Origin of the sequence: Methanobrevibacter sp., from assembly GCF_045646205.1 — an archaeon.
Taxonomy (GTDB): domain Archaea; phylum Methanobacteriota; class Methanobacteria; order Methanobacteriales; family Methanobacteriaceae; genus Methanocatella.
Genome location: NZ_JAZRKF010000019.1, coordinates 56,644 through 68,894 on the forward strand (window position 1 = coordinate 56,644; position 12,251 = coordinate 68,894).

The window sequence follows — 12,251 nt, forward strand, 5'->3', positions numbered from 1 at the left end:
ATAACTATAAAACAAACATACTAAATATTATTATATAATTACTATTTTAAGAGGTATTGAAATGTCTGAATTTTCACTTGATATTGATAAAATAGAAAATGAAGTAAATGATACGATTAAGGTAGAACAGGAAAAACTGGAAAATTCAAATCTTAAAACTCAGGCTGAAAAAAATGCAGTGGCAATTTTTGAAGCTGATTTAGATAATCCTTCAGAAAGAGAAAACATTATAAAGCCACTGGAAGATTTCGGTTTAAATGACATGACAAGGTCTTCACAAAGAAATAAGCTTTTAAGCACACGTTTTGTTGACTTGAATAAAGGCAGTTCAGAATCAGAAAACATCGGTGACAAACTGGCTGAACTTAATTTTCAGTTGAAGGATTTGGATCCTGGAAAAGTTGATTTCGCCAAAAAAGGAGTTTTGGGAGATATTTTCAATCCTGTAAGAAAATACTTCAACAGATATCAAAAGGCCGAAGTTGCAATTTCACAAATCATCGCTTCACTTGACCACAGCAGCAAAGTCCTCCAGAATGATAACACAACCCTCATTGCAGAGGAAAATTACCTGAGGGAAATTACAAACAAGCTTCTGGCTGATATCGAGCTTGGAAAACAGATGGATGAATCAATTGAAATGCAAATACAAAAGGCGGAAATTGAAGGAGTCGATCAGGATAAAATTGACTATGTAAAAGAAGAGATACTCTTCCCTTTAAGACAAAGAATCATGGACATGCAGCAAATGATTGTAATCAACCAGCAGGGAATAGTCTCCTTAAACGTTATCAGAAGAAACAACAAGGAGCTTATCCGTGGTGTCAACCGTGCTAAAAACGTGACTGTAACCGCTTTAAGAACAGGGGTCATGGTTGCAAGCGCATTATATGATCAAAAAATCGTAATGGACAAAATCAATATCCTCAATGAAACTACAGGAAATATCATCGAGTCCACTTCCCATATGCTCAGGGAGCAGGGCGCTGAAATTCAAAAGTCAAGTGCTGAAGCTATGATTTCACCTGAAATTCTTCAAAATTCATTCAATGAAGCTATTCAGGCAATTGAAGAAGTAAGTACCTATAAACAGGAATCACTCCCTAGAATGAAAGAAACTATCATGATGTTCAGCAATATGGCTGATGAAGGTGAAAAGGTAGTCAAAAAACTCGAAACCGGAAATAAAGATTTGATTGAATAGACATGAAATGCTATAGCTGCGGCTTTGAAAACGATGATGATACATCATACTGCCATCAATGCGGTGTCAATCTAAAAGATGATGATGTTAAAACTTTCAAGAGGAATGCCGATATTTTAAATGATGAGTTTAAGGTTGGTAAACCTACACCTCCGGCGAATTCCCTACAGACAAAGCTGCTTTATAAAGAGGACAAATATACCGGCCAGTTAAGAATAGCTAAAACGAAATGCGCTACGATAGTGGTGTTTTCGGCCTTTTTCTTTTTTGCACTGGCGGTATCGTTGTTTGCAGGTAATATTTTTCTCTCAATTGTAGTGTCCCTTGCGTTCGGTTTGGTGTTTGCAATTCCTGTTGCAATAATCGGTACGGTTATTGGATATGCCATAGATAGGATTACTCATTAGCGTTCAACTACAGTTTTGCCGCTCATATGTTCTATGGTCAGTTCAAAGACTTCTGTTTTATCCAATAATCTTTTAATTTCTTTTTCAGTATCTTCTTCTGTTGGGAAGAACTTATTTCCCAAATACCTTAATTTTTCTATTTTTTCATCGTTTTCTGTTATTATCCTGATTTTTCCAAAAACGATGACGCTTTTAAATGTATACCACCATTCACCATCATTTTTAACTCCTTTGTCCATCACGCAGTATGAGGCTTTTGGATGTTTTTCAACGGCATCCTTTTTGTGGCCTGTTTTTGCTCCGTGAAAATAGATTTTACCATCAGCATAGACATGGCTCATCGGAAGTGAATAGGGATAGTCGTCATCTCCAAGAAGTGCCAGCACTCCTCTAGGCTCATTAATCAATATGTTTATGCATTCTTCAGCTGATAACTCCTGCTTATGGCGTCTCATTTTTCTAAACATCTTTTCACCTTATTATTCTATATTTGATTTTGCTGTTTTCTCTTTTTCTTGAATCCATATCCACCAGATCATATACAAGTCTGTTTTTTAAAAGAAATCGCCATACCTTATATGTTTCGTTAATGAATTCCTCATTTAATGGAATATTTTCTTTAATTAAGGGACATTCATAAGGGTACTCGCTTTCATCAAAGATTAAGTAAAAATGATTATTCCTGTCGATATGGGGTATTAATGGAAATGTTCGGCATTGAATCGGCCTTATTTCACGTTCACACTTAGGCGGATTTAAGCATTTCACCGTATAAACGCCTTCCTTCCATGAATGGGGATAGTTTATCTCTTTTAAGTCAAAATGCTTCACTTCAAAGCTTTTGCTTGATTCAAACATTTTTTCCTCACCCGGAAGAAGATAAATTATCAAATCATCATTTGAATAGTCTTCATCGTCGTATGTGCAGCAGGTCTCGTTGCATAGCTTTCCGCAGTCATAGTCAACTGGGGAGACCCGATTCAGTATTCCATATATTTTTTCAATTGTTTCTTTTTCCATAGCTGGTGATATTTTTGTCATTCAAACAATTAAAAATTATTGCTCAAAAATAGCTGCCATTATATTGAAAACATAATTAATTAAATTGAAATATTCTACTTGATACAAAAAATTTTCATAGCTCTTTTCAATTAAATGAATTTTACTTGGATATCAGATAATTTTTTAATGTCTCATCTACATATCTTTAATCAATTAGGGGGTTTTTTTAAATGGAAAGTTATATTTCTAATGAATTGGGATTAAGGTTTCCGCCAATAGTCCTTTTAAAGTCAGATGAAAAACCTGATGATGCAAAAGGACCAAAAGCGGGAAAAGGTGGATGTGTAATGAGTTTTGTGGCACAGACTATAGCAAAAAGGGTTACAACATGCTTTGGACGTGAAAACATTTCCTGCGGAGGCATTTCTTCAGGTTTCGGCTGGGGATCAGGCCTTCCCACAGAAGAAGACATTGATTTTCAGGCCACTTTTCTGTCATGCGGATTGGAATCCGCTCCGGATAAGGAAGCATATCAAAAAAGGCTTGATAAAATGCCAAGAGTCAGAGAAATGTTTCGTGAAGGTGAGAGAATATTTGCAGACTTTGAAACCGCAAAGGCAAATATCAAAAATAGACCAATATATGATGAGGGAAATTATGTAATCTTTAAGGCTTTGGAAAACCTGGAAGAGGGAGAAATTCCAAAGTCAGTTATATTTACCTTAAATCCTCTGGAATTGACTGTTCTAATCCAGTTAAACACTTCATTCAGAACGGATAATGTCTGTCTTTTGACTCCGCAGGCATCATCATGCCAGTCAATAGGATGCTTTGTATTCAATCAGGATGAAAAAGATGACCCTGTTCCTGTTTTAGGACCAATCGATTTGGCAGGAAGGTCAAAAACAAAACACTTCATACCAAATGATTACCTGACATTGTCAATGCCATGGAAACTGTATCTGAAACTGGAGGAAGTCAGTAAGAAAAGCGTTCTTCAAACGGAATTATTGGAAAACTATTTAAAATAATATCTATAAATTTAAATAGTAATAATAAAAACTTTTTTGTGTAAATATGAAAACTGCAATATTAATACCTTGTTATAATGAGTCTGCAACAATTAAAAAAGTTGTATGTGATTTTAAAGAAGCAATGCCTCATGCGGATATATATGTCTATGACAACAATTCCACAGATGGTACAGACGTAATAGCTCGTGACAACGGTGCTATTGTAAGATATGAATATAAACAAGGTAAAGGAAATGTTGTTCGCTCAATGTTTAGGGATATTGACGCTGATTGTTATATCATGGTAGATGGTGATGACACATACCCTGCCGAATCCGCATTGGAATTTGAAAAGCTTGTTCTTGAAAAAAATGTGGATATGGTCATCGGTGACAGATTGTCATCAACCTATTTTGAAGAAAATGACCGTCCGTTCCACAATACAGGAAACAAAATGGTCAGATGGCTAATTAATCTCTTCTTTTCCAGTGATTTACAGGATATCATGACCGGAATGAGAGCGTTCAGTTTTGATTTTGTAAAATCATTTCCAATTATATCTAAAGAGTTTGAAATAGAAACAGAAATGAGTGTTTTTGCATTGATGAATAATTTTACCATAGAAGAAATTCCTATCGAATACCGTGACCGTGTTGAAGGAAGCGAATCCAAACTCAATACATATAGGGACGGATATAAGGTAATCAGAATGATTTATACGTTGGTGCGTGATAAAAGACCTTTCTTTTTCTTTACTACAGTATCCTTGATTTTACTGATTATTGCAGGAATTCACTTTTTCCCGATTTTATTCAGGTTTTTCAGTTCAGGTTATGTTTTAAAAATACCTTCATTAATTGTTATTTCAACAGTTGTCATTGTGGCTACAATAACCTTTTTCACCGGTGTAGTTTTACATGTTATTAAAAAACAGAATAACGCACAGCTTGAAAACCATTTGACATTAATCAGACTGATGAAAAAAGATGATGATTAGATTTCATTTTGGGTTTTTTAAATGAATAATATTAACTTTCAAGACATTAAGGAAGCTTTTTTAAAGTCAAAAAAGTATTGGCTTATCTATCTGCTTTTAATTACTATAATGGGTTTGTCAACAATTTCTAAAAGAAATTTTACAGATCCGAGCTTTGAAATATTGATTTTTGTTATTGTAGCTATTTTCGGAATTCTATCAATAACATTCTATTTTTCAAATAACAATAAAAATGAGCTCCATAAGGTGGCCTTTGTCATAATCATAATATTCGGGATAACTGCAGCATTAATTGTACCTATCTGTGATGTCAGTGATGAATGGGAACATTTAACAAGAGCCGAAATCACGTCTCAGGGTGTTTTAATACCTCACTGGACAGGAGATGAAGTTGGAATAGACAGAATGTATAACGAGAGTAATGAAGGTAAATACAGTTCTCTTTTAAATCCTAATGTCGGATTTGAAACAATTCAAAGCCTTACATTTTTCACTCAGAATCGAGAAAAGACTGTTTTTGATATAGATGGAGATACGGATAAGATTGATCACACCAAATTTGTTGACGGCTCAGCATTTGAGCAGAATCCATTTTTCGGATACCTTCCCCAGGCTATAGGCATATTCATAGCCAAATTATTGGATTTGAATGTAATATGGATATTATGGCTTGGAAGAATCGGTAATCTCATATGTTACGCTACATTAATTTCGCTTGCCGTTAGAAAAACTCCTGTCTTAAAGATGCCTCTTCTGGCGGTGGCATGCATTCCAATCACGATTTATCAGGCTGCATCGGTAAGTATTGATTCCATGATTATCGGTTTGGGCATATTGGCCATAGCCTACTTTATTTACATGATTAAGGCAGATGAAAAGTCGATAGAACTTAAAGATGTTGCAGTTTTTACTGTAATATGTCTTTTATTGGGTCTTTGCAAGCTGACATATCTGGCATTCATATTCATGCTTCTCATTGTACCTAGAAATAATTTTGCCTTTGAAAAGGCCCTGCCTGTCTCTTTAGGCTCAATTTCAATAGTAGCCATAATAGGAATTTTATGGAGCAGATATTCAACCCCTACGTTAATGCATTCATGGAGATCAAAGCTAAACTGGGTCAGCTCATCTGATCAACTTTCATATCTTGTTCACAATCCCATGTTTGCATGGAAATTCATAACGCAGATATTCACCACGGACTTGGCCTGGATGATTTATGGAGTATTCAATTTCTTCAGTGCAGGAAGTAAATATCACTATGCAAATACCTATTATTTGATTACGGGAATGTTGCTGCTATTTTTATTGGTAATTCTAGTATTATATCCTGAAAATAACAGATTCAGCAAAAAGACAAGACTGGGTTCCTTACTTGTTTTACTGATTGTTTATGTTGGAACATGCTTTGTCCAGTTATTGACATGGTCCAGTGTCGGATATCTTCAGTTAGGTATCAATACTCGATATTTTGTCCCATTAATTGCACTGATTCCGATTATTGCAGCTTTCAAATATTTTGATTGGGACAAGTCCAGATTTGACAATTATTCAATAGTTTTCATCCTTGCATTCATGGCAGCATTAATATTGGCCTTTACAACCAAATACTATTAAATATTTAAAGAGATAAATCATAAATTGAGGGAATTATATGGGAATTTTGGCAGATTTTGATTTTAAGTCTACTTTATGTGAGTATAAGGATATGTTTTTTCAATCGAAAAAATATTGGTTAATCTATCTTGTTTTAATTTTGGTGCTTGGTCTATCAACGGCTACGCAAAAAAACATCTCAAATCCAAACTTTGAGATATTGACATTTGCTGTGGTTGCCGTTTTAGGCATATTTGCTATTGTTTTTTATTTTCTTCATGACAGTGATGAAGAACTTTATAAAGTTGCTTTTGTAATAATTCTTATTTTTGGAATAACTACTGCACTGATACTTCCAATATGTGATGTCAGTGATGAAATAGAGCATCTTACAAGAGCTGAATTAACGTCACAGGGTGTAATCATTCCTCACTGGACAGGTGAGGATATGGGCGTTGAAGGATTGTATAATCATACTGAAGGGGAAAAAATCAGCAGTGTGCGTAATTACGGTGCTGGATATAATTCAATCAGGGCAATGAACTTTTTTTCAGGAAGTTTGGGTGAAACGGTTTTTCACACGGACCATGATACTGATAAGATTAACACTTCAACTTTAATTGTAGATTCTGCCTTTGAGCAAAACCCATTTTTCGGATATCTTCCTCAGGCTATCGGTATTTTTCTTGCAAAGATTTTGGATTTGAATGTAATATGGATATTGTGGCTTGCAAGAATCTGTAATCTCCTGGTTTATGCGACTGTGGTTTCAATAGCTATTCGAAAAACTCCTGTTTTAAAGATACCTTTGCTTGCCGTTGCTTGTATTCCAATTACCCTTTATCAGGCGTCATCTGCAAGTATTGATTCAATGATTATGGGATTGAGTATTCTTTCGGTGGCATATTTCATTTATATGTGCAGGGCAGAGGAGAATTCACTGACGACGAAAAATATCGTGATTTTTTCTGCAATCTGTCTTTTACTGGGTCTTTGTAAGCTGCCTTATTTGGCATTCAGCATATTAATGTTATTTGTTCCATCCAAAAACTTTGAAAATGACAAAAAGAAGAATTTAGTGATTATGTTTGCCGGTATTTTAATCGTTGCCGGAATCGGTCTTTTGTGGAGTCGGTATTCGGCCCCTACATTAATGCATTCATGGAGATCTTCTCATAATTTAATAAATTCGACTGCACAGCTCAATTATCAGATAAAGCATCCGAGAAGCATTACAAAATTTTTATACAATATATTTGTCTTTGATTTGAAGGATATGATAACCGGAGTATTCAGTTTCTTTGGTGCAAAACAGTATCATCACTATATTGATAATTATTATTTGGTTACTGGAGCTTTACTGGTTTATCTGGCAGCTACCTTACTCGCCTATCCGAGAAATGTGGTATTTAGACTAAAAACAAGATTGGGTTCAGCTTTTATTATATTGATGATATATATCGGAACCTGCTTTATTCAGCTGTTGACATGGGCAAGTGTCGGATATTATAATTTGGGTATCAGTACAAGGTACTTTGTTCCGTTAATGGCGCTTCTTCCGGTAGCTATATGGATAAAACGGATTCCTTTCAATAAAGATAAATTTGATAAATATGCGATGATATGTATGATTGCTTTTATGGCTACATTAATAGTCTCATTTGCAACCAAATATTATTAAAACGCATTTATCTTTAATTTTATTTCAAATTTGGCGAATTTTGTTTCTTTAATGAATTTGTTCATGTCCTTATCAAGTTTGCGGGCCAATGTAAGAACAATTTCCAGGAACTGGTCAAAGTCTTCTTTGGTCTGGGACTCAAGGCCGTGTGCCAAAATTGAATTATTTCTTTTCTGTGTCATGTTTTTAATAGGGCTTTCGTTTTCAATGTAATATTTTCCCAGGTCATTTTCAAGTTCATTTAAAAGCTGGAAGTCCTTTGAAAGGCCTATTCTTATTTTTCCATCTTCTATTGTTTTTTCCAACTCTTCAATGAATTCATCAGATACATTATTTTCTTTAAGTACTGAAACGTCGATGTCTGAGCTTTTGATGTTATATTTGGTGAGTTCTATTTGTGCAATAAGTTCAAATGATCTGTAGAGTCTGGCGATTGCATCGTCATACTTGTACTCTTCGGCTTTTCTCATTGAATTGTTGATTAAACTTGCAAGAATATAGCAGTTTTGGAGATTGACTGATTTTGATTTGACGATATTTCCCAAAGCGTTTAAGTTTTTCTTAATGTCTGATCTGATTTCTGTGAATTCAATTTGTTTGGTGTCCACCTTAATCAGGTGTTCGTATGCCTTTTCAAAATCCATATTGTCCCAGGAATAATATGCTTTACAAAGGTTCAAAAGAGAATCCTTGTGAATGCTTAAATCCACGATGTGATTTAGAATGTCGATACATGGCATGAAACGGTTTGAATTGAAATTGTTTCTGATTCTCATCAGGGCGAATTTGTCATAGATTTTGTAGAGGTTCTGGTAGTTAATGATTTCTGTTCCCGCTGAAACTTCTCCTGTTGAGCGGTCTCCTCCTATGGATATCAAATCCTTGCTGTAAAACATTCCGCAGCAGGCCATTGCGGCAGACATGGTTTTTGTCCCGGAGGTATAGTCCATTATGATTTCATAATTTTTCTCTGCAAAGTAATCCAATTCCCATATTTTAGATTCGAAAGCTTCAAAGCATGAATTGAAATCATCTATTGCTTCAATTGAAATGATTTCGTAATCTTCATTGATTATAAATTCATCATTGTCTTTTTTAAATAGCTCTTCTATATAGTTGATGGTGTGTTTTGACCTTTGTGATGCAAAAAATACCACATAATTCGGATATATTTTATTTATTGTTGAATATAATTTCTGTGCAAGTAATTTAAAGCCTTCTTCTTTGGTATTTGCATTAATGCCTGTACCTACAGTCATGAACAATACAATTTCTTTTCGTTTCATAGTATCACTATTTTTTAATTTTGTTTAAATTCTAATTAAATATTTTCTCAATTTGTTTCAATATTATAAGTTATAACATATAATCATAAAATTATTACATTTTCAATACATAGGTATTATGGTTATACAAAATTATATTTTTATTAAAATTTATTATAAATTAATATAAATATCATATATAAATTTAAATGGTTTTAATAAAAAATTTTAAATTTTTTCAATAAATTTATATATTGTTAATTCAAAAATATATTATAATAATTTTTTTAGATAATTTGTTGGCTATTTGTTATAATGTTGTTAAGTTATTGGGAGATGAATATGTTCAGTGAGTATTATAAGGGCAAAAAAATTCTTGTAACCGGTGGAGCCGGATCGATCGGCAGAAAAATTGTAAAAGAACTAATTAAATATGATGTAGATGTTATAAGGGTTTTCGATAACAATGAAACTGAACTTTTTGATTTGGAAAACGATTTAAAATCCTCAAAAGTAAAGATTTTTGTTGGAGACATTAAGGACATTCAAAGATTGAAATATGTATTCAAAGACATAGACATTATCTTCCATGCTGCAGCTTACAAACATGTTCCATTATGTGAATACAATCCTCTCGATGCAGTAAAAACCAATATCTTAGGAACTCAAAATATAATTGACATGTCTCTTTACTGTGATGTTGATAAAGTAGTTCTCATAAGTACCGACAAGGCCGTAAACCCTGCAAACGTTATGGGTGCCACCAAATTCCTAGCGGAAAAATTAATGATGGCTGCAAGTGCAAACGGCGATGAGGATTCCACCAAATTCTCATGTGTAAGATTTGGTAATGTATTGAATTCCAGAGGTTCTGTCATACCTTTATTTAAAAAGCAACTGAAACATGGCGGACCGATTACACTAACCGATGAGGACATGACACGATTTATAATGAATATATATCAGGCTGCTGAACTTATATTGGAAGCCGGAAGCATATCACAGGGCGGAGAAATATTCATATTAAAAATGCCGGCATTCAAGGTATCAGACCTTGCTGATGCAATGATTGAACATTATGCTCCTCAGTATGGATATGAAAAGGATGAAATTGAAGTTCAAATCATCGGCAAAAGGGCTGGAGAAAAGTTATATGAAGAATTGATGACTCCAGATGAAATGTTAACTTCCTGCGATAACGGCAACCTGTTCATTATTCGTGATGAAATCAATAAAAACCATAAAGATTTTGTTTATAATTCTAATGAAATTGTACACTTATCCAAAGAAGAAATTATAGATATATTGGAAAGAATGGATAATTTGGGGTATTAGATGAATATACCTTTTTCACCGCCGGATATCAGTGAAAGTGAAATTGATGAAGTAATTGATACACTAAAATCCGGATGGATTACAACAGGACCTAAAACCAAAGCCTTTGAAAATGAAATTACTGCTTATTGCGGCAGTGCCAAAACGGTCTGTTTAAGTGCGGCAACTACTTCTTTAGAAATGACTTTACGTATTTTAGGTATCGGAAAAGGAGATGAAGTCATCCTTCCTGCTTATACTTATACTGCAACATGCAGTGTCGTTTGCCATGTGGGAGCAACTCCTGTTCTTATTGACAGTCAAAAGGACAGTGTGGAAATGGACTATGAACTTATGGCCGATGCCATTAACGAAAAGACCAAAGCCATAATCCCTGTTGATCTTGCAGGTATTTTATGCGATTATGAAAAGATTTATGAAATAATCGATGATAAAAAAGATTTATTCAATCCTGAATCAGATTTGCAGGAGATATTTGACAGAATCATTGTTGTTGCAGACTGCGCCCACGGTTTCGGAGCTGTAAAAAATAATAAAAAGGCCGGAACATTGGCTGATTTTACATGCTTTTCATTTCATGCAGTTAAAAACCTGACGACTGCTGAAGGCGGTGCTGTAACATGGAAACATCATGAAGGGCTTGACGATGAAAGTTTATATAAGCAATATCAGATTTACTCACTTCACGGACAAACCAAAGATGCCCTTGCAAAAACTACAGGATCATGGGAATATGACATATTAATTCCGGGATATAAATGTAACATGACAGATATCCAGGCAAGTATAGGTCTTGTACAGTTAAAAAGATATGATAACCTTTTAAAAAGAAGACATGAAATAATTGCCCGATATAATGAGGCATTTGACAGTCATCCGTTCATTACCCCGCCCCACAAAACTGAGAATTCCACATCTTCCGGTCATCTCTATCTCTTGAGAATTGATGGAATTGGTCCGGATGAAAGAAATGACATTATAACTAAAATGGGTGAGCGTGGAGTAAGCACCAATGTTCACTACAAGCCTCTGCCGTTACTTACCGCTTATAAGAACTTGGGATTCGACATTGCAGATTATCCTAATGCATATAATTTATTCGAAAATGAAATTTCACTTCCTCTTTATTCAACATTGACAGACGATGAAGTGGACTATATTATAGAAAATCTTTTGGATTTATTATCTTTAAAATAGCTAGGATAATTTTTCACTTTGATAAAATATGTGTATTTTAATAAGTCTGTTTTTCAATTAAATTGATTGATATAAATTGATTTCAAAATAAGATAAGGTTTATGCAGATAAAAAAATAAAAAAAGTTAAAGAAAATTAATTCTTTAATTAAAATTGGATTCTGTCTCCAGTCCAGTCTTCATCACTGAAAGAGTCGAACTCATCTTTTTCTTCACTTTTGGAAGTTTTGGATAAGACGATGCTGGATATTTTATCATAATTCAAATAAAATATTTCTCCTTCATCATCAGTTTCTTTCAGGTAAGTTTCTTTAAATTCGACTGTACTTTCAGTTTCATTGTAAAAACTGTGAATTTCATTTTCACAGGATAATTGGAAGTATGTAAACTCATTTTTAGATAATTCATCAATGAAGTCTTCAATCATACTTGGATATTTGATTCTTTTATTTTGTTTGATGCGCATTTTTACTTCCTCATTAATTTCTAACAATTTCGAATTTAAAATTCTTAATGTTAATATTAATTATACTTTCATTCTTTAAATAATATTTG

The 12,251-nt window shown here is 33.9% G+C and carries 12 protein-coding genes; 8 read left to right on the plus strand and 4 right to left on the minus strand.

Features of this window, described 5'->3' with window-relative positions:
- The first annotated feature begins 61 nt into the window (after nucleotides 1-61).
- Together ACKI44_RS03900 and ACKI44_RS03905 are read left to right on the plus strand one after the other, a co-directional pair.
- Nucleotides 62-1,204 (plus strand): toxic anion resistance protein, encoded by a 1,143-nt coding sequence (locus tag ACKI44_RS03900; protein WP_407421731.1) that lies wholly within the window; start codon nucleotides 62-64, stop codon nucleotides 1,202-1,204.
- 2 nt (nucleotides 1,205-1,206) lie between these two features.
- Nucleotides 1,207-1,611 carry a hypothetical protein gene (locus ACKI44_RS03905; protein ID WP_407421733.1) on the plus strand — a complete coding sequence of 135 codons (405 nt, stop codon included), beginning with the start codon at nucleotides 1,207-1,209 and terminating at the stop codon, nucleotides 1,609-1,611.
- Here ACKI44_RS03905 and ACKI44_RS03910 read toward each other — a convergent pair.
- Both ACKI44_RS03910 and ACKI44_RS03915 read right to left on the minus strand, forming a co-directional pair.
- Entirely contained in the window at nucleotides 1,608-2,078 is a 471-nt protein-coding gene (locus ACKI44_RS03910) for a pyridoxamine 5'-phosphate oxidase family protein (RefSeq protein ID WP_407421735.1), read from the minus strand. The two genes, ACKI44_RS03905 and ACKI44_RS03910, sit on opposite strands and share 4 nt — an antisense overlap.
- A gap of 4 nt (nucleotides 2,079-2,082) precedes the next feature.
- Nucleotides 2,083-2,652 (minus strand): hypothetical protein, encoded by a 570-nt coding sequence (locus ACKI44_RS03915; RefSeq protein ID WP_407421737.1) that lies wholly within the window; start codon nucleotides 2,650-2,652, stop codon nucleotides 2,083-2,085.
- Between the two features lie 191 nt (nucleotides 2,653-2,843).
- Between ACKI44_RS03915 and ACKI44_RS03920 the strand changes: the two genes are divergently transcribed.
- The 4 genes from ACKI44_RS03920 to ACKI44_RS03935 are packed head-to-tail and all read left to right on the plus strand — an operon-like array spanning nucleotide 2,844 to nucleotide 7,900.
- The gene (locus tag ACKI44_RS03920; protein ID WP_407421739.1) at nucleotides 2,844-3,644 is read left to right on the plus strand and encodes a DUF169 domain-containing protein; all 801 of its coding nucleotides are present in this window, start codon (nucleotides 2,844-2,846) and stop codon (nucleotides 3,642-3,644) included.
- Between the two features lie 46 nt (nucleotides 3,645-3,690).
- Nucleotides 3,691-4,623, plus strand: coding sequence for a glycosyltransferase family 2 protein (locus tag ACKI44_RS03925; RefSeq protein WP_407421741.1), 933 nt, complete (start codon nucleotides 3,691-3,693; stop codon nucleotides 4,621-4,623).
- A 21-nt stretch (nucleotides 4,624-4,644) separates the two neighbouring features.
- Nucleotides 4,645-6,240, plus strand: coding sequence for a DUF2142 domain-containing protein (locus tag ACKI44_RS03930; protein ID WP_407421743.1), 1,596 nt, complete (start codon nucleotides 4,645-4,647; stop codon nucleotides 6,238-6,240).
- A 37-nt stretch (nucleotides 6,241-6,277) separates the two neighbouring features.
- The gene (locus tag ACKI44_RS03935; protein ID WP_407421745.1) at nucleotides 6,278-7,900 is read left to right on the plus strand and encodes a DUF2142 domain-containing protein; all 1,623 of its coding nucleotides are present in this window, start codon (nucleotides 6,278-6,280) and stop codon (nucleotides 7,898-7,900) included.
- Here the strand turns inward: ACKI44_RS03935 and ACKI44_RS03940 are convergent.
- Nucleotides 7,897-9,186, minus strand: coding sequence for a TIGR02710 family CRISPR-associated CARF protein (locus tag ACKI44_RS03940; protein ID WP_407421747.1), 1,290 nt, complete (start codon nucleotides 9,184-9,186; stop codon nucleotides 7,897-7,899). The two genes, ACKI44_RS03935 and ACKI44_RS03940, sit on opposite strands and share 4 nt — an antisense overlap.
- A gap of 321 nt (nucleotides 9,187-9,507) precedes the next feature.
- On the opposite strand from ACKI44_RS03940, the gene ACKI44_RS03945 reads away from it, so the two are divergent.
- Both ACKI44_RS03945 and ACKI44_RS03950 read left to right on the plus strand, forming a co-directional pair.
- The gene (locus ACKI44_RS03945) at nucleotides 9,508-10,500 is read left to right on the plus strand and encodes a UDP-N-acetylglucosamine 4,6-dehydratase family protein (RefSeq protein WP_407421749.1); all 993 of its coding nucleotides are present in this window, start codon (nucleotides 9,508-9,510) and stop codon (nucleotides 10,498-10,500) included.
- Nucleotides 10,501-11,697 (plus strand): DegT/DnrJ/EryC1/StrS family aminotransferase, encoded by a 1,197-nt coding sequence (locus tag ACKI44_RS03950; RefSeq protein ID WP_407421751.1) that lies wholly within the window; start codon nucleotides 10,501-10,503, stop codon nucleotides 11,695-11,697.
- A gap of 147 nt (nucleotides 11,698-11,844) precedes the next feature.
- Here ACKI44_RS03950 and ACKI44_RS03955 read toward each other — a convergent pair whose 3' ends face one another.
- Complete coding sequence (locus tag ACKI44_RS03955) at nucleotides 11,845-12,162, minus strand: hypothetical protein (RefSeq protein WP_407421753.1); 318 nt, start codon at nucleotides 12,160-12,162, stop codon at nucleotides 11,845-11,847.
- Nucleotides 12,163-12,251: the final 89 nt, after the last annotated feature.